Source organism: Rhodococcus sp. AB351, assembly GCF_049538275.1.
Taxonomy (GTDB): domain Bacteria; phylum Actinomycetota; class Actinomycetes; order Mycobacteriales; family Mycobacteriaceae; genus Rhodococcus.
Genome location: NZ_JBMVFW010000001.1, coordinates 262459 through 280339, shown reverse-complemented (window position 1 = coordinate 280339; position 17881 = coordinate 262459). Strand labels below are relative to the sequence as shown.

Genomic DNA, 17881 nt, shown 5'->3' with positions numbered 1-17881 from the left:
GGTCACCCGTCCAGCCCGAACAGCGACGTGGCATTCTCGCGGCACACCGCGCGGATCCACTCGCTGTCGGGCGCGACGCGTTCGAGCACCTGGAGCTGATGGAGGTAGCTGTACGGGATGTTCGGAAAATCCGTGCCGAGCAAGATCTTCCGTCGTAATGCGTCCAGACGCGGAAGCTGATCTTCCGGGAAGGGTGTGTCCTCCTCGACGAAATCGGTGAACGCCATAGTCGTGTCGAGATACACCCGCTCGTATTGCTCGGCGAGGTCGAGGAACTCGCGGTACTCGGGCAGACCCATGTGCGCGACGATCACCGTCAGCTGCGGGTACCGGCGCATGAGCTCCTGCATCGGGGCGGGACCGGTGTACGTGCCGGGCGCCGGGCCCGACCCGCAGTGCACGACGATCGGCACGCCCGAGTCCTCGAGCAGGCCCCACACGTCGTCGAGGAGCGGGTCGAGCGGCGAGTAGTCGCCGACCTGGATGTGGGATTTGAACACACGCGCGCCCGCCTCGATCGCCGACGCGACGTACTTCTTCGCCTCGGCCTCCGGATAGAAGGTGGCGGTGTGGAGGCAGTCGGGGGTCCGGGCCGCGAAGTCGGCGGCCCACGAGTTGAGCCACGCCGCCATCTCCGGCTTGTGCGGGTACAGCATGGCGGTGAACCTGTGCACCCCGAAGTCGCGGAGACGCGCGACGCGTTCCTCCTCGTCGTGCCGGTAGGTGATCGGCCAGGGCCGTCCGACGAGCGGACCTGCGGAGTCGAAATACGCCCAGACCTTGTCCATGACCTGGCGGGGCATGAAGTGGGTGTGAACATCGATGAGGTCGTCGACGCCGTGACGGCGCCGGAACTGCGCTACCTGTTCGATTTCGTTCACGGTGCGACCGTACCGAAGTGACGCCGACCGAGGGGACCCGGCAGAAAAATACCAGGTCACAGGTGACATCCGACCCAGCACCGGACATTCCCCGAGGTTAGGTTAACCTAACCATCACATAGGGTGTCCTAAATGCCTTATCCATTCCCTGTGATCGAACCCAAGGAACATCGATGAACGCATCCCGCCTGTACCGAGGTGCCGTACTCGGCACCCTGGCTGCCCTCGCCCTGACGGCATGCTCGAGCGACCCGGCCACCGAGTCGTCCGACACCGCCGCCGCCACCGTCACGGTCGAGGACAACTTCGGTACGCAGACCGTCACCGTGCCGCCCAAGTCCGTGGTCGCCACCGACAACGGCACGTTCGAGACGCTCGATACGTGGGGCGTTCCCCTCGCCGCAGGCGCGGTCTCGCTGATGCCGAAGACGATCTCCTACACCGAGGACGACAGCATCGTCGATCTGGGATCGCATCGTGAACCCAATCTCGAAGCCGTCGTCGCGGTCGAGCCGGATCTGATCATCAACGGCGGGCGCTACGCGCAGTTCAGGGAGCAGTTCGAGGAGCTCGCACCGGACGCCACCATCGTCGAGGTCGCGCCGCGCGACGGCGAGGACTTCGCCGAGGAACTCAAGCGCGGCACCACTGTCCTCGGTGAGATCTTCGCCAAGGAAGCGGAGGCACAGGAACTCAACGACGCGTTGGACGCGTCGATTGCCCGCGTCCAGGCCGCATACTCTCCGGATCAGTCGGTGATGGGTCTGATCGTCTCCGGCGGCGAGATCGGTTACGTCGCCCCGAGCACCGGGCGCACCATCGGCCCCATGTTCGACATCTTCGGCCTCACCCCGGCTCTCGAGGTTCCCGAAGGCACCGACAACCACCAGGGTGATGACATCTCCGTCGAAGCTATCGCCGCATCCAACCCGGGCCTGATCATCGTCATGGACCGTGACGCGGGTACCTCGACCGGTGGCGGCCCCGACTACGTGCCGGCGACCACGGTCATCAACGACTCGCAGGCACTGCAGAACGTGAAGGCAGTCCAGGAGGGCAACATCATCTACCTGCCCGCCGACACCTACACCAACGAGAGCATCCAGACCTACACGGAGTTCTTCAACTCCCTGGCGGACCTGCTCGAGAAGAACGCGCAGACCGCAGAGAACAAGTGACCTCCGCGCAGAGCGCAACGAAGTACTGAATTCACAGTGTCGACCGCCGTGGACTCGGCCGCGAGCCGGGTCCACGGCCGACGTGCTTCCGGAGCAGAGCTGCCGAAATGACGACCCAAGCCCTACCGTCCCGAACGCGGGAAAGACTTTTCGACCGGAAACTGCTGCTGGGTTTCCTCGGCGTCGGCGCCCTGCTGATCGCCTCACTGTTCACCGGGGTGTTCGACATCTTCGGCGGTGACTTCGGCTGGGAGATGTTCAACATCACCCGCGTCCCTCGCACGATCGCCCTGGTGCTGGCCGGGGCTGCGATGGCGATGTCCGGACTCGTCATGCAGTTGCTCACCCAGAACCGCTTCGTCGAACCGACGACCACCGGCACGACGGAGTGGGCAGGATTGGGGTTGCTGATCATGATGATCGTCGTCCCGACCGCAGGTCTTCTGCCCAGAATGATCGGCGCCGTCGTGGCGGCCTTCATCGGAACGATGATCTTCTTCCTGTTCCTCCGGCGAGTGCAACTGTCCTCGTCGCTGATCGTGCCCATCGTCGGCATCATGCTGGGCGCCGTCGTCGGCTCCATCACCACCTACATCGCTCTCGCCACCGACAAACTCCAGAGCCTGGGCATCTGGTTCGCGGGGAGTTTCACGTCGATCATCAAGGGCCAGTACGAGGTTCTCTGGATCGTCGCGGTCGTCGCGGTCCTGGTGTTCATCGCCGCCGACCGATTCACCGTCGCCGGTCTCGGTGAGGACGTCGCGACCAACGTCGGCCTGAACTACAACCGCATCATCCTGCTGGGAACCGGCCTCATCGCGATTGCCACCGGAGTGGTCACCGTCGTGGTCGGTTCGCTTCCCTTCCTCGGGCTCATCGTCCCCAACATCGTGTCGATGTTCCGCGGCGACGATCTGCGCAGCAATCTCCCCTGGGTCTGCCTGCTCGGTATCGCCATCGTGACCGTCTGCGACCTGATCGGCCGGACGATCATCATGCCGTTCGAGATCCCGGTATCACTCATCCTCGGCGTCATCGGCTCCGTCGTCTTCATCGCCATGCTTCTGCGGAGTCGCCGCAATGTCTGACATCACCGAGTCGATCTCCCCGGCAGAATCGATCCCCACGGCATCGATCCCCACAGCTCCGCCGACCGCCGCGACGGCAACAAGGGCCGAGCGCACAGGCTCCGGCGCATTCGCGACCGCGCGACAGCTACGCCGCTACTGGATTCTCGTGGGGACTCTCACGCTCCTCTCGGTCGTCATCGCCGTGGGCATCGTGACCTGGGACAATCCGATGCCCTTCGGGACCGCAGGCTTCTGGCGGATCACGCAGATGCGCGCGACCAACCTGGTCGTGATCGCGATCGTCGTCGTCTGCCAGGCCGTTGCGACGGTCTCGTTCCAATCTGCGACGAACAACCGCATCATCACCCCGTCGATCATGGGATTCGAGGCCCTCTACGTCGCGATCCAGACCGCCGCCGTCTTCTTCCTGGGCGCGGTCGGAGTCACGGCGCTCACGGGGGTGCCGCAGTTCGCACTCATGGTCGTATTGATGGTCGGCTTCTCGCTGATGCTCTACGGATGGCTGCTCTCCGGCAAGTACGGGAACATGCAGGTGATGCTCCTCGTCGGCATCGTCCTGGGTGGCGGTCTCGGATCCGTGGCGACCTTCATGCAGCGCATGCTCACCCCCAGCGAGTTCGACATCCTCACCGCCAAGCTGTTCGGGTCGGTCTCCAATGCGGATGCCTCCTACCTACCGCTGGCGATCCCGCTCTGTATCGGGGCGGCAGGAACACTGTGGTGGCGTTCCCGCAGACTCAACATCATTGCGCTGGGCAAGGACGTCACCACGAATCTCGGCCTGGACCACCGCCGAGAGATCATGCTCGTACTGTTTCTCGTGTCGGTCCTCATGGCCACCACCACCGCGCTCGTCGGCCCGCTGACGTTCCTCGGCTTCCTCGTCGCGACGTTGGCCTACCAGTTCGCGACCACACACGATCACCGCTTCGTGTTCCCGGTGGCGATCCTGACCGGGTTCGTCATCCTCGGGGGCGCCTACTTCGTTCTGAAGAACATCTTCTACGCAGAGGGTGCCGTGTCCATCATCATCGAGGCCGTCGGCGGCACGGCCTTCCTCTACGTGATCCTTCGGAAGGGCAGACTGTGATCGAGATCAAGGGTCTCCGTAAGGAATACAGCAAGACGGTCACGATCGGTGAGATCGATCTGACCATTCCCGCAGGCGGCATCACGGCCCTGGTCGGACCGAACGGTGCGGGCAAGTCGACGATGCTGACCATCGTGGGCCGCTTGCTCGGGGCCGACGCCGGCACCATCGAGATCGCCGGCTACGACGTGTCGAGCACTGCCTCGAAGGACCTCGCGAAGATCGTCTCGATCCTCCGCCAGGAGAACCACTTCGTCACCCGCCTGACGGTGCGGCAACTCGTCGGGTTCGGCCGATACCCGCACTCGAAGGGCCGACTCACCCGCAAGGACGAGGAGGCCATCAGCAACGCCATCGAGTTCTTCGACCTCACCGACCTCGAACACCGCTACCTTGACCAACTGTCCGGAGGACAACGCCAGCGAGCCTATGTGGCCATGGTGCTGTGCCAGGACACCGACTACATCCTCCTGGACGAACCGCTGAACAACCTGGACATGAAGCATTCGGTCCAGATGATGAAGCATCTTCACAAGGTGGCCGTCGAATTGGGGCGCACGGTCGTCATCGTGCTGCACGACATCAATTTCGCAGGCCACTACGCGGACCGGATCTGCGCGATGAAGGACGGCAAGGTCGTCGAGTTCGGAACCCCGGAAGAGATCTTGGTGGACGAGACCTTGACGCGCGTCTTCGATACTCCGGTGACGTGCGTCGAAGGACCCAACGGCCGCCTCGCCGTCTACTACTGACTCAGAACAAGGTCAGTTCGGCGTCGTCGGCGCGCTTCGGCGGCTTGTGCGCGACCACGGGCGTGCTGGGCACCTCGATCGGTCCGGGCTTCGCCGCGATCTCGCGGGCGGCCTGGCCGGCGAGCGTGTCGGCCATCTCGTTGAAGTGGTTGCCGACGTGCCCGCGCACCCAGCGGAACCGCACCGGACCGGTGCGGTCGGTGAGCTCGCGGTCGATGGCGCGCACAAGTTCGAGGTTCTTCACCGGCGCGCCGGTGGCCGTCTTCCAGCCCTTGCGCTTCCATCCGGGCAGCCATTCGGAGGCGCACTTGATCGCGTACTGCGAATCGGATTCGATGATCATCGGCTCGGCGCCGGGATGCGCCCGCAGCGCCTCGAGCACCGCCCGGAGCTCGGCGATCTGGTTCGTGCCCGAACGCTCACCGCCCGACGCGCTGGGCCCCTCGTGATTGACCCACGCCCACCCGATGGCGCCACCGGGATTGCGAAGGCAGGATCCGTCGGTGCTCACGATGATCATGCGCCCGACCATAGCCGCACCCTCCGACACCACGAAAGTCGGCTCCAGCGCCCGGAGTACGGTAGGACGGTGACCGTGTCCGACGAGCGAGGCCGTCGCATCGCGAGCGTGGCGGACGAAGCACCTCTCGACACCCGCGTGCGCGTGCCGTGGCCCGTCGATGTTGTGCGCACCCTGCGCCCGCTGCAGCGCGGGCCGTGGGATCCGTGTCATCGCGTCGTCGCAGGCGCCGTCTGGCGCACCTCCCGCATGGACACCGGTGCCGTGACGTATCGGCTCACCCAGGACGGCCCGCACGGTGCGCGGTGCCTGGCGTGGGGCCCGGGCGCATCCGAGCTGGGCGATCAGCTTCCGGCGCTGCTCGGCGCCGACGACGACCCGTCCGGCTTCGTACCCGAGCATCCCCTGCTCGTCGAGGCGCACCGACGCATGCCCGCCCTGCGCATCACCCGCACGGGCCGGGTGCTCGAATCCCTGGTGCCGGCCGTCCTGGAACAGCGGGTGCACGGGGTGGCGGCGTTCGCGTCCTGGCGTCGTCTCGTCACGTGGTTCGGCGATCCGGCGCCCGGCCCGGCCCCGGAGGGCATGCGCGTGCCGCCCTCCGCGGAGACCTGGCGGACCGTACCGTCCTGGGAGTTCCACCGGGCGAACGTCGACCCCGGCCGCGCACGCACCGTGGTGCGGTGCGCGCAGGTCGCCGACTCGCTCGAACGTCTCGTCCACGAACCGTCCGCCGACGCCCGGCGGAAGCTGCGGGTCGTTCCGGGAGTGGGCGTGTGGACGGCCGCGGAGGTCGCCCAGCGCGCGTTCGGCGACACCGATGCGCTCTCCGTCGGCGACTACCACCTCGCGAAGGTCGTCGGATGGGCACTGCTCGGCCGTCCCCTCGACGACCCCGGCATGATCGAATATCTCGAACCGCTACGCCCGCAACGTTATCGGGCCGTTCGATTGATCGTGGAGTCCGGTGGGTACGCGCGGGTTCCGAAGCGCGGGCCTCGCACCCCGATCACCGACCATCGTCGGCGGTGACGGGGTCTCGATCCGGCGCGCCCGTCCTCGTAGACTCGGTCACATGTCCGCCACCCACGACGCGGCCGGCCCCGATCGGCTCGGACACCTCCCGAGCTATCTGATGACCCAGGCGGCGCGACACGTGCATCGCGTCGTGTTCGATCGCCTCGACTCCGCCGATGCCCGCGGTCACCACTACCGGATCCTGGCCGCCCTCGAGGAATACGGTCCGTCCAGTCAGATCGACCTCGCCCGTCGCTGCGGCCTCGATCGCAGCGACGTCGCCGCCGCCGTCGACGCACTCGTCGACCGTCGTTTCGTCGTACGCGCCGCCGACCCCACCGATCGGCGACGCAACATCATCACCCTCCCCCAGCGCGGGCGCCGACGACTGTTCGATCTCGACCGGATGCTCACCGCGGCGCAGGACGAGGCGTTCGCTCCCCTCGACGCAGCCGAACGCGCACAGCTCACCGCGATGCTGACCAGGATTGTCGAGTATCACACCAGGCCTGCGCCGATTTCCGCGCAGCAGTCGTAGGCTTGTAGAGGTGCATCCGACGGAGATCCCGCCGCGAGCACGATCTACGAAAGGACCTTCGGCGTGCAGGCCAAACCTTGCCGAGAATCACGAGTCGTCAAGACCAGCAGGGTGTTTCCCAACGACGTCAACGACCACAACACGTTGTTCGGCGGGAAGCTGATGAGCGACATCGACATGACCGCGTCGATCTCGGCGACACGTCACAGTCGCGCGTCGGTTGTGACGGCGTCGACCGACTCCGTGGCCTTCCTCGAACCCGTTCGCCCGTCCGATTCGGTGTGCCTCGAATCGTTCGTGACCTGGACCGGACGCAGCTCGATGGAGGTCTTCGTCAAGGTCACCGCCGAGGATCTGCGCAGCGGTGAGCGACGCATCGCCGCGACCGCCTTCCTCACCTTCGTCGCGGTCGACGACGGCGGTCGCCCCATGCAGGTGCCACCGGTGCTGCCCGAGTCCGACGAGGAACGCAAGCTCAACGAGTCCGGTGACGAGCGAGCGGAACACCGCCGCATGCACCGCGCGCAGAGTCAGGAGATGGCGAAGTTCCTCACCACCAGCCGCCCGTGGTGAGGTAGGGCCGCACGCACCCGCCGTCGAGTCGCGATCAACCGTCAGTGCTCGAAAAGTGCTCTGTCAGGACATCATTCGGGTTGACTGCTGCCGAAGGACGGCGATTGTTGTACGGGTACGGCGGGTGTCTCAGCGGGAACTGTGACGACCGTGGCTCCCTGCTCGACCGCGAAGGACGTGAGCGGGAACAGCGCGAGGATTTCTTCGATACCGGGATAGTCCGAGGCCCACATCGCGGTGGAATCAGCGTTCCCGCACGACGCCAACGCGACATAGGAGCCGGCAGGTACGTCCGCAATGACCTGCGTGCTGGTTCCCGGCGCTACCGGCCCCTGCTCGTAGAGGGACTGTCCGGCTCCGACGACTTCCCAGACCGGGGGCAGTATCCCGTCCGGTGCGTTGCCGAGAGAAGTCGAGCAGATCAACTCCTCGCCGGTGTTGTTGACGATGGTGTTGGTCACGCTCGTGCCGTCGACGGAGAACGAGTACCGAACGTCCTCGGCCTCCGCTGCTCCTGCTACTCCTGGGATCACTACAGCCGCAGGGACAACAAAGGTGGTGATCACTGCAGCACGGGCGCGATGTCGCATCGGTGGTCCTTACTGTCGTCAGATAACGGAATTCATGTGATCTTGACGTACCCCCGGTTTCTGCGGGCGGATTTCACCGAAAGCGATCCCGGCTGAAGAAGTTCTATTCGACGAATATGTCTGCCGGATGCGCGAAATCCCGGCGAGCGGCGCGGAGCTGTGGAAACATCTCGACCACTCGACGCGAAGGGGGATCGCGTGTTCGACATCGGGCTTTCGGCAGGGACGATCGAGTACGAGGACACCGGCGGTACCGGACCGGTTCTCGTGTTCATCCACGGCCTTCTGATGGACGGAACCGGGTGGCGGCACGTCGTCGAACAACTCCGCGGCACCTACCGCTGCATCGTGCCGACCTGGCCTCTCGGCTCGCACCGCATACCGATGCGTCCGGAGGCAGACCTCACCCTCGTCGGAATGGGCCATCTCATCGGGGAGTTCCTCGATGCCCTCGACCTGCGTGACGTCACGCTGATCCAGAACGATTGGGGCGGTGCCCAGGCCTTCCTCGCCGTGTCGAATCCCGAACGGGTCTCGCGACTCGTGCTCGCCGCGTGCGAGGCATTCGACAATTACCCACCCGGCCCGGTCAAACCGCTCCTGCCGCTGGTCAGGATTCCGGGCGGGGTACGCGTGCTCATGGCCGTGCTCGGCACGAAACTCGGACGGCGAGGCCCCGGAACCTGGGGCTGGATGAGCAAACGTCCGGTACCCGGACCCGTCATGGACGCCTGGTTCCGTCCGGCCACCGTCGACCGGAACATCCGGCGTGATCTGGCCAAGTACGCACCCTCTGCGCCGCCCAAGCAACAACTGCTCGAGATCGCTGCGAAAGCGGCGCAGTTCTCCGGGCCGGTGCTCGTCGTGTGGGCCACCGAGGACCGCATGATGCCCCGCGCTCACGGACGACGCCTCGCCGAGGCCTTCCCCGACGCGCGACTGGTCGAAATCGACGACAGCTACACCTTGCTGGCCGAAGACCAGCCCGAGAAACTCACCGCCGCGATCGAAGAGTTCCTGACCACCACGGCCGGCTGAGACATCCCACATCCGGAAACGAACAGTTACAGCGCCCGCGCGATGATCTGCTTCATGACCTCGTTCGCGCCGGCGTAGATCCGCTGGACGCGCGCGTCCTCGTACATCCGCGCGATGAGGTATTCGCGCATGTAGCCGTAGCCACCGTGCAGCTGCACGCACCGGTCGATGACCTCGCACTGCTTGTCGGTCAGCCAGTACTTGACCATCGCAGCATCGGACGGATCGAGTCGGCCCTTCAGGTGCTGCTCGATGCAGTGGTCGAGGAAGATGCGGCAGGTGCGGGCGATGGTCTGGCACTCGGCGAGTTCGAAGGCCGTGTTCTGGAACTCGAACAGGCTGTGCCCGAAGGCCTGTCGCGCCTTGGTGTAGCGGACGGTCTCCTCGACGGCCCGGTCCATCGCGCCGGCGGCCTGCGCACCGATGATCAGCCTTTCCTGCACGAGCTGTGCCATGAGCTGACCGAAACCGAGGCCTTCGGATTCGCCGAGCAGGTTGGTCACGGGCACACGCACGTCGACGAACGACAGTTCGGATGTGTCGGCGGCGTGCTGGCCGACCTTGTCGAGCACACGGCCCACCGAAAAACCCGGGGTGTCACGGAGATCCACGATGAGCAGCGACACTCCCTTGGCGCCGGCCTTCGGGTCGGTCTTGACGGCGAGGACGATGACGTCGGCCGAGGAACCGTTGGTGATGAAGGTCTTCGAGCCGTTGACGACGTAGTGGTCGCCGTCGCGCACCGCGGTGGTCTTGATCGCCTTGAGGTCCGAGCCCGCGCCGGGTTCGGTCATCCCGATGGCGCCGAGGATCTCGCCGGTGGCCATGCCCGGCAGCCACGTCTTCTTCTGCTCCTCGTTGCCGTATTCGAGGATGTAGTGCGCGACGATGCCGCTGTGCACGGAGTTGCCGAACGCGAGATCGCCCGAGTAGCCCTGCGCGTCGAACACCGCGAGGTCGTGCGCGAAGGTGCCGCCGCCTCCGCCGTATTCCTCGGGGATCGAGCAGCACAGCAGACCGAGCTTGCCGGCCTCGAGCCACACCTCACGATCGATACGACGCTGCGAATCCCACTTCTCGGCCTTGCCCATGACCTCGCGATCGAAGAACTCGCGCGCGAGATCGTAGACGGCAGAGACCTCGTCGTCGTACCAGGAGGCGACGTGCTTCTTCGGCATCGGGTTCAGATTTCCTTTTCGCAGTGTTCAGGTTCGGAGTGGTCAGGATCCGCGCAGTTCGCGCTTGAGGAGCTTGCCGCTCTGGTTACGCGGCAGGACGTCGACGAAGCGAACGGCCTTGGGCACCTTGAACGGTGCGAGGCGCTGCTTGACGTGGTCGATCAAGGTGGGCTCGTCGAGCTCGTGACCGTCCTTGAGGACGACCACCGCGGTCACCGCTTCGATCCACTTCTCGTCCGGAGTACCGATCACCGCGACCTCCGCGACGGCCGGGTGCGTGTAGATCGCGTCCTCGACCTCCCGTGAGGCGACGAGGATGCCGCCGGTGTTGATGACGTCCTTGATGCGGTCGACGACGGTGATGAAACCTTCGGCGTCGCGGGTGACGAGATCGCCGGAGTGGAACCAGCCGTCGCGGAATGCCTCCTCCGTCGCGGCGGGGTTCTCCCAGTAGCCGAGGCACAACTGCGGTGAGCGGTACAGGATCTCACCGGGTTCGCCGTCGGGGACGTCGTTGCCGTCGGCGTCGACGACGCGGGTCTCGACGAACAGCACGGCCCGGCCGCACGAGGCGGGGCGTGCGTCGTGTTCCTCGGGGCGGAGGACGGTGGCGAGCGGTCCGATCTCGGACTGCCCGAAGCAGTTGTAGAAGCCGAGCTCGGGGTAGCGGCCACGGAGTCGCTCGAGGACGGTGACCGGCATGATCGACGCGCCGTACTGCGCCTTGCGCAGCGACGACAGGTCGCGCTTGTCGAGGTCGGGATGGTTGGTCAGCGGCACCCACACCGTCGGGGCGAGGAACAGCGATCCGATGCGCTCCTCCTCCACCAGCCGCAGGATCTCGGCGACGTCGGGTGCGGGCAGCAGCCGCACGGTCGCGCCGACCGCGAAGTACGGGATGAGGAAGACGTGCATCGCCGCGGAGTGGTAGAGCGGCATGCACACGAGCGGGTCGTCGCCGGCCGACAGATCGAGCGCCTCGATCGACGACATGTATTCGAAGGTGAGCGCCCGGTGGGTCATCATGGCGCCCTTGGGCTTCGACGTCGTGCCCGAGGTGTAGAGGAGCTGGACGAGGTCGGTGTCGGCCACCGCGACGTCGAGCGTCGGCACGTCGCCGGTCTGCGCGACCGTCACCAGGGAGTCGTCGGCGTCGCGGAGCGGGACGACGGTCTCGGCCGGCACGTCGGCCAGGACGGCGTCGAGGTTGTCGCGCAACACGGGGTCGACGAGCACTGCCTTCGCGCCCGACTGACCGAGCAGGTACGACAGTTCCTCGCCGCGCAGCGCGTAGTTGATCGGCACGTGCACCAGGCCGGCGCGGGCAGCGGCGAGATATCCGATCGCGTAGCCGTCGGAGTTGGTGCCGTAGGCGGCCACGCGGTCGCCCTTGGTCAGGCCCAAGGAGAGCAGGTGCGCAGCGGCACGGGTGACGGCGTCGTCGAGTTCCCGGTAGGTGAACTGCCGGTCGCCGAAGCGGAGCGCGACGCGGGCGGGGTAGCGCGCGGCGGTGCGGTGGAGGATGCCGTCGACGGTGCTCTGACGCGGATCGGGGGTCATGCAGCGAACTTTATAGGACGTCCAACCAACTAGTCCAGACTTAGCGATCGCTCGGGATCAGCGCCCTTTCCAGACCGGCGCGCGCTTCTCGAGGAAGGCCGTCATCCCTTCCTGCGCGTCGTCGATCATCGCGTTCGACGCCATCGTCTCGGCCATCGCGGCATAGGCGGTCTCCTGCGGCAGATCGATCTGCCGGTAGAACGCCTCCTTGCCGATCCGCATCGTCGCGGGGGACGACGTGGCGATCTTCAGGGCGAGCTCGGTGGTCGCGGTCTCGAGCGTCTCCGGTTCGACGACGTAGTTCACCAGGCCCCAGTCGGCGGCGGTCTGCGCGTCGATGGTGTCGCCGGTCAGCAGCATCTGCAGCGCCCTCTTGCGTCCGATCGCGCGGCTGACCGCGACCATCGGCGTGGAGCAGAACAACCCGATCCGCACACCCGGGGTGCCGAAGCGGGCGTCGCCGGCAGCGACGGCGAGATCGCACGACGCGACGAGTTGGCATCCCGCCGCGAGCGCCGTGCCCTGCACCGATGCGATCACCGGTTGAGGGATCGACTGCACGGTCCGCATCATCTCGTTGCACGTCTCGAAGATCGCGCGTTCCTCGTCGAGCGTGCGTCCGATCATCTGCCGCAGGTCGTGCCCGGCCGAGAACACCGGGCCCTCGGCGCGGACCACGATCACCTTCGAGTCGGCCGCGAGCGCCGTCAGACCGGCGATGACCTCGCGCATCGTCTCCACCGACAGCGGGTTGCGCTGCTTCGGGCGGTCGAGGGTGAGCACCCCGATACCGCTGGCCTCGTCGACAGCGATGAGCACGGGCGGGGGCAGGGTGTCGACGGCGTCGGGGCCGTCCGCAGAGCGATCCGTCACGTTCCCTTTCCTACACCACCGGCGGGTTACCGGCGCGGCATCGACGAGACGAGATCCGCGACGCGGGCGGGCTCCCGACCGAGCAGCGCTGCCGTCACGGCGCTTCCCGCGACGAAGCCGTGAGCGTCGTAGAAGTCGAACATCGCGGCCAGACGTCCGCGGGCATCTGTGGGCAGGTCGCGGCCGTGGCGCTCCATCCACACCGGGACGGACACCTGCTCGAGCTCCACCGATCGCCCGGCGACCGCGCACAGCTGCCGCACACTCACCGAGTCCGGTCCCCCGAGCTCGTAGGTGGCGCCGTGGTGGATGTCCGCACCCTCGACGAGGACACGGGCCGCCACCGTCGCGACGTCCGACAGGGCGACGAACGAGAACGGCGCGTCGGGGTCGTAGGGGACGTCGAGTGCATCGACCGAGCCGTCGAGGACGGGTGCGAAGTTCTCCGTGTACGCGCAGGGCTGCAGAACGGTCCACCGCACCCCGGAGGCGTGCAGGAGGTCCTCGCAACGCGCCTTGTCGAGGTGGTGCGGCATCGCCGGCGTGTACGGCCAGGCGACGGAGTGGTAGACGACGTGATCGACACCTGCCTCGGCCACCGCCGCGAGGAACCGTTCGAACAGCGCCGGTTCGTCGGGGTGCATGTTCGGGGCGATGAAATAGATGCCGCGGCAACCCGCCAGCGCGTCGACGAGCCCGGCACCCGTCTCGAGGTCGACAGCACGATCCCCCGCCTGCCGAGCGGTGTGCACCACTCGGCGGACGGGGGTCGTGTCTGCTGTCTCCAGCGCCGAGACGACAGCCGTTCCGGTCTTCCCCGCGGCACCGATCACTGCGAGATCGGTGCCGCGGGAGAGAGTGGCCGTCGTCGACATCAGTTGCCGATGAAGTCGTACTCGGCGAACTCGGCACCACCCGACAGGCGGGCGTAACCGGGACCGCGGTCGAAGAAGGGCTCTTCCTCGCCGCGCTCGGCGCGCATCTGCGCACGCAGCGCCTCGGTGGCCTCGACGTCGGCGACGGGCTCGTCGGCCGAGGTGTCCTTCAGGATCACGCCGTAGTCGTCGCGGGCACCCTCGACGGACACCTTGCGCCACAGCACGTCCCGGACCACCTCGTCGATCGGACGATCGAGCGGGTCGCCCCAGCCACCGCCACCGGTGGTGCGGATGCGCACGACCTCGCCGGCCTTGATCGGCTCGGCGTCCGTGAGAGCGTCGAACTCGCGCTCGTTCGGGCCGCCGGGATCGAGGGTGACGGAGAACGGCTTGCCGGCCTTGCCGCCCTTGACACCCCAGCACGCGAGGATCGAACGGTCCGCGATGGACATGAAGTTCGCGTCCTTGAGCATGCGGATGTGCTTCTCGTAGCCGAGACCACCGCGGTAGCGACCGGCTCCACCGGAATCGATTGCCAGACCCAGCTTCTCGACGATGAACGGGAAGCGGCTCTCGGTGAACTCCGTGGGCAGGTTCCGCGAGTCGGGCACCACGTGGATGGTGTCCTCACCGTCGGCGTAGTGCCGGCCACCCGAGCCGCCACCGAGCACCTCACGCATGAGGTAGGAGTGGCCGTCGAAGTCCTCGCCGTACACACCGGTGTAGCGGATGGTCTCCTGGTCGGCGGGCATGTTGCCGTCGACCGCCTTGGCGACCACACCGGAGAGCACACCGAGCAGACGCAGGATCACGAACGTGCGAGCGTTGGTGGGGGCGGGGAAGATCGGCGTGATGAGCGTGCCCGGCTCCGGGAACTTCATCTCGATCAGCGGCACGACACCTTCGTTGACGTCCAGCTCCGCCATGCGGTCCGGGGTGTCGGCCAGGTTGCGGAGGATCGGCGCCAGCCACTTGATGAGGAAGTTGCCGTCGGCGTAGTCACCGCAGTGGTTGATCGGACCCTTCGCCTGCGGACCGGTGCCGTTGAAGTCCAGGATCAGACGCTCGCCGCCCTCGTCCTCCGGGGAGGTCTTGGTGAGGGTGATGCGCTGCACGTGCAGCATGGGCTCGTCCACACCGTCGTGCTCGGCGTAGTCCTCCCAGGTGTACGTGCCCACCGGGATCTTGCTGAGGATCTCGCGGCGGTACGTCTCCGTGGTGGCGTCGAGGATCGCGTCGAAGCAGGCCTCGACGGTCTCGACACCGTAGCGCTCGAACAGCTCCGACAGCCGGCGCGCGCCCATGAGGCACGCCGAGCACTCGGCGTCGAGGTCGGCGGCGAGCGAGTCGGGCATGCGGGAGTTGCGGGTCATGATCCGCAGCGCCGCCTCGTTCGGAACGCCCTGGTCCCACAGCTTGATCGGCGGGACCATCAGTCCCTCCTCGTACACCGTGGTCGCACCCGACGGCATGGAGCCGGGGCAGCAACCGCCGATGTCGTCGTGGTGGCCGAAGGCCTGCACGAACGCGACCACCGAGGGCTCGGTGTCGCCGGGGCGGGTCGCGAAGACCGGCACGGTGACGCACAGGTCGGGGAGGTGGCCGATGCCGCCTTCGGAGAGGTAGACGTCGTTGTGGAAGAAGACGTCGCCGGGCTTCATCGTCTCGAGCGGGAAGTCCCGCGCCACCGGATGCACGAGCGCCGAGTACGACCGACCGGTGAGCTTGCGCAGGTTGCGGTCATGGATGCCGGCACGGAAGTCGTGGGCGTCGCGGATCATCGGCGAGCGTGAGGTCCGGGAGATGGAGGTCTCCACCTCCATCTCGACGCTGGCGAGGTAACCGGCGACGATCTCGACGAGCACCGGATCGGGAGCGGTGCCCGAAGCGTCGGTCAGCCGGAAGGGCTTGCGCGTCGTGGCCGCGGCGGGTTCGAGAGTCGCAGTCATCGGGTGGCTCCGTTCGAGTCGGATGTCTTGGTGAGGCGGATGTTGCCGAAAGAGTCGATGCGAGCGCGGAATCCGGGGTGGACCGGGATGGTCGAGCTGAATTCCTCGATCACGGCGGGACCTTCGAGTTCGTCGCCGGCGCCGAGGCGGGCGCGGTCGTACACGCGGGTGGTGACCCACTCGTCGAAGTACGCCTCGCGGGTGCCGGTGAGGGCGGCGTCCGCACCCGTGCCCGGGGCGATCTCGGAGAGTTCCGGTCGCTTGATGGGTCCGATGCCGCTGACGCGGAGGTTGACCCATTCCACGTGCTGGTGGGGATCGTTGCGGAAGTCGTAGCCGTAGAGCTCGCGGTGTGCCTGGTGGAAGCGTTCGGCTGCCTCGTCCATCAGTTCCTGGGTGATGGGGCCGTCGCCGACCGGCACGCGCACCTCGAAGGCCTGGCCGAAGTAGCGCAGGTCCGCCGAGCGGGCGTACTGCCGCTGGTCGGGACCGAATCCCTCGTCCTCCAGAGCACGTTCGGCCTCGGCCGCGAGAGCGTCGAGTCCGGCCTGCAGCTCGTCGATCTTCAACCGGTCGTGGCGGCTGACGTGCGTCTGCACGTAGTCGTTGCGGACGTCGACGGTGAGCAGACCGAAGGCCGAGACGTTGCCGGGGTTGAGCGGCACGAGGACGTCCTTGAGACCGAGGATGTCGACGAGGCGGCAGGCCAGCAGCGAGCCGGAGCCACCGAAGGTCACCAGGGTGAAGTCGCGGACGTCGAGACCACGCTTGACGGTGATCTGGCGCAGCGCGTTGGCCTGGTTCCAGGCCGACACCTCGAGGATGCCCGTGGCACACGCCTCGAACTCGAGGCCGAGACTGTGCGCGAGCTCCTCGACGCCCTTGCGGGCGAGCTCGGTGTCGAGCGGGATCTCACCGCCGAGCAGATGGGGAGGGATGCGGCCGAGCAGGACGTGGGCGTCGGTGATGGTCGGCTCGTTGCCGCCCTTGCCGTAGCACAGGGGTCCGGGATCGGCGCCGGCCGACTGCGGGCCGACACGCAGGGTGCCCTCGGGGGTCATCCATGCGATGGAGCCGCCACCGGCGCCGACGGTCACCACGTCGATCATCGGGATCTTGGACGGGTAGACACCCACGCGACCTTCCGTGGTGAGTGCCGGCTCGCCGCCGACGACCACGGTGACGTCCGTGGAGGTGCCGCCACCGTCGCAGGTCAGCACCTGGTCGACACCGGCGACACCGGCGATCAGGGCCGCGCCCAGTGCACCGGCCGCGGGGCCGGAGAGCACGGTGGTGATCGGCTGGTGCACGACCTCCTTGGCCGAGAGCACACCGCCGTTGGACTTCATCACGTAGAACGGGATGTCGCGCTGCTCGCCCTCGGCGGAGGAGAACTCGCGCAGACGGTTCGCGATGTTGTTGACGTAGTTGCGGATGTTGGGCTTGACCGCGGCGTCGACGAGGGTCGTGATGGACCGCTCGTACTCGCGGTACTCGCGCAGCACCTCGCTCGAGATGCTCACGGTCGCCTCCGGGTACTCCTCCATGAGGATGTCGCGGACGCGGCGCTCGTGCTCGGGGTTGGCGTAGGAGTGCATCAGGCACACGCCGACGGTGAGGATCTCGCGGTCCTTGAAGAAGCGGGCGGCGGCGCGGACGTCGTCCTCGTTCAGGGGACGGATCTCGCTGCCGTCGTAGGCGAGACGGCCACGGATGGTGCGGACGCGGTCGGCCGGCACGATGCGGTCGGGCTTGACCCAGAAGTAGGAGTTGCCGTAGCCGTCGGGGACCGACTGGCGGGCGATCTCGAGGACGTGTTCGTAGCCCTCGGTGGTGATGAAACCGAGGGTGCCGACCTTGCCCTCGAGGAGCTTGTTGGTCGCGACGGTGGTGCCGTGGCTGACGGCGTCGATCGCGTCGCCGGTCTCGCCGAGCTGCGCGAGGACCTTCTCGATGCCGGCGAGGAAGCCGATGGCCGGATCCTGCGGTGTCGACGGAGTCTTCGTGGTGACGATGGCACCGGACTCGTCGTCCACCGCGACCACGTCCGTGAATGTTCCGCCGGTATCGATGCCGACCCGAATCTTCCTGGATCCCATGTTTCCTCCTGGGTTCGTCTCGCCGGTGTCCCACCTGACGTCTGATGACATTCCACCCCCTGAGCGGCGGTGTTTC

The 17881-nt window shown here is 66.8% G+C and carries 17 protein-coding genes; 8 read left to right on the top strand and 9 right to left on the bottom strand.

Annotated features, from left to right (window positions below; translation table 11 throughout):
• Nucleotides 1-2: 2 nt before the first annotated feature.
• Nucleotides 3-881 (bottom strand): amidohydrolase family protein, encoded by an 879-nt coding sequence (locus ACPCXD_RS01420; RefSeq protein WP_230825021.1) that lies wholly within the window; start codon nucleotides 879-881, stop codon nucleotides 3-5.
• 173 nt (nucleotides 882-1054) lie between these two features.
• On the opposite strand from ACPCXD_RS01420, the gene ACPCXD_RS01415 reads away from it, so the two are divergent.
• The 4 genes from ACPCXD_RS01415 to ACPCXD_RS01400 all read left to right on the top strand — a co-directional run bounded on the left by ACPCXD_RS01415 (nucleotide 1055) and on the right by ACPCXD_RS01400 (nucleotide 4992).
• Nucleotides 1055-2059 (top strand): siderophore ABC transporter substrate-binding protein, encoded by a 1005-nt coding sequence (locus tag ACPCXD_RS01415; RefSeq protein WP_024102165.1) that lies wholly within the window; start codon nucleotides 1055-1057, stop codon nucleotides 2057-2059.
• Nucleotides 2060-2166: 107 nt separating this feature from the next.
• Nucleotides 2167-3147: an ABC transporter permease gene (locus ACPCXD_RS01410; protein WP_085470122.1), complete on the top strand. Its 981-nt coding sequence runs from the start codon at nucleotides 2167-2169 to the stop codon at nucleotides 3145-3147.
• Nucleotides 3140-4240, top strand: a complete 1101-nt coding sequence (locus ACPCXD_RS01405; protein ID WP_085470121.1) for an iron chelate uptake ABC transporter family permease subunit — start codon at nucleotides 3140-3142, stop codon at nucleotides 4238-4240. The genes ACPCXD_RS01410 and ACPCXD_RS01405 overlap by 8 nt, the downstream gene beginning before the upstream one ends.
• Nucleotides 4237-4992, top strand: coding sequence for an iron ABC transporter ATP-binding protein (locus tag ACPCXD_RS01400; RefSeq protein WP_024102168.1), 756 nt, complete (start codon nucleotides 4237-4239; stop codon nucleotides 4990-4992). Before ACPCXD_RS01405 ends, ACPCXD_RS01400 begins: the two co-directional genes overlap by 4 nt.
• Before the next feature lies 1 nt (nucleotide 4993).
• On the opposite strand, the gene ACPCXD_RS01395 is transcribed toward ACPCXD_RS01400, so the two are convergent.
• Nucleotides 4994-5512: a ribonuclease H family protein gene (locus ACPCXD_RS01395; RefSeq protein WP_026061190.1), complete on the bottom strand. Its 519-nt coding sequence runs from the start codon at nucleotides 5510-5512 to the stop codon at nucleotides 4994-4996.
• Nucleotides 5513-5581: 69 nt separating this feature from the next.
• On the opposite strand from ACPCXD_RS01395, the gene ACPCXD_RS01390 reads away from it, so the two are divergent.
• From ACPCXD_RS01390 to ACPCXD_RS01380, 3 genes are all read left to right on the top strand, one after another.
• Complete coding sequence (locus ACPCXD_RS01390) at nucleotides 5582-6544, top strand: DNA-3-methyladenine glycosylase family protein (protein WP_088898682.1); 963 nt, start codon at nucleotides 5582-5584, stop codon at nucleotides 6542-6544.
• Between the two features lie 43 nt (nucleotides 6545-6587).
• Nucleotides 6588-7067, top strand: coding sequence for a MarR family winged helix-turn-helix transcriptional regulator (locus ACPCXD_RS01385; protein ID WP_060650103.1), 480 nt, complete (start codon nucleotides 6588-6590; stop codon nucleotides 7065-7067).
• A gap of 63 nt (nucleotides 7068-7130) precedes the next feature.
• Nucleotides 7131-7640, top strand: a complete 510-nt coding sequence (locus tag ACPCXD_RS01380; protein ID WP_088898681.1) for an acyl-CoA thioesterase — start codon at nucleotides 7131-7133, stop codon at nucleotides 7638-7640.
• Nucleotides 7641-7711: 71 nt separating this feature from the next.
• Here the strand turns inward: ACPCXD_RS01380 and ACPCXD_RS01375 are convergent, their stop codons facing one another.
• Entirely contained in the window at nucleotides 7712-8101 is a 390-nt protein-coding gene (locus tag ACPCXD_RS01375; protein WP_088898680.1) for a hypothetical protein, read from the bottom strand.
• A gap of 327 nt (nucleotides 8102-8428) precedes the next feature.
• Between ACPCXD_RS01375 and ACPCXD_RS01370 the strand changes: the two genes are divergently transcribed.
• Nucleotides 8429-9268, top strand: a complete 840-nt coding sequence (locus ACPCXD_RS01370) for an alpha/beta fold hydrolase (protein WP_423658015.1) — start codon at nucleotides 8429-8431, stop codon at nucleotides 9266-9268.
• Between the two features lie 26 nt (nucleotides 9269-9294).
• On the opposite strand, the gene ACPCXD_RS01365 is transcribed toward ACPCXD_RS01370, so the two are convergent.
• Genes ACPCXD_RS01365 through ACPCXD_RS01340 form a run of 6 tightly spaced genes read right to left on the bottom strand, consistent with a single transcriptional unit; the run spans nucleotide 9295 to nucleotide 17805 of the window.
• Nucleotides 9295-10446, bottom strand: coding sequence for an acyl-CoA dehydrogenase family protein (locus tag ACPCXD_RS01365; RefSeq protein WP_423658013.1), 1152 nt, complete (start codon nucleotides 10444-10446; stop codon nucleotides 9295-9297).
• Between the two features lie 42 nt (nucleotides 10447-10488).
• Nucleotides 10489-12006: an acyl-CoA synthetase gene (locus ACPCXD_RS01360; protein WP_423658011.1), complete on the bottom strand. Its 1518-nt coding sequence runs from the start codon at nucleotides 12004-12006 to the stop codon at nucleotides 10489-10491.
• 57 nt (nucleotides 12007-12063) lie between these two features.
• Complete coding sequence (locus tag ACPCXD_RS01355) at nucleotides 12064-12879, bottom strand: enoyl-CoA hydratase (RefSeq protein ID WP_016692488.1); 816 nt, start codon at nucleotides 12877-12879, stop codon at nucleotides 12064-12066.
• Nucleotides 12880-12905: 26 nt separating this feature from the next.
• On the bottom strand, nucleotides 12906-13754 hold the full coding sequence (locus ACPCXD_RS01350) for an SDR family oxidoreductase (protein ID WP_059382834.1): 849 nt from the start codon (nucleotides 13752-13754) through the stop codon (nucleotides 12906-12908).
• On the bottom strand, nucleotides 13754-15706 hold the full coding sequence (locus ACPCXD_RS01345; RefSeq protein WP_059382833.1) for a hydantoinase B/oxoprolinase family protein: 1953 nt from the start codon (nucleotides 15704-15706) through the stop codon (nucleotides 13754-13756). The genes ACPCXD_RS01350 and ACPCXD_RS01345 overlap by 1 nt, the downstream gene beginning before the upstream one ends.
• Nucleotides 15703-17805, bottom strand: a complete 2103-nt coding sequence (locus ACPCXD_RS01340) for a hydantoinase/oxoprolinase family protein (RefSeq protein ID WP_258260136.1) — start codon at nucleotides 17803-17805, stop codon at nucleotides 15703-15705. The genes ACPCXD_RS01345 and ACPCXD_RS01340 overlap by 4 nt, the downstream gene beginning before the upstream one ends.
• Between the last annotated feature and the right edge of the window lie 76 nt (nucleotides 17806-17881).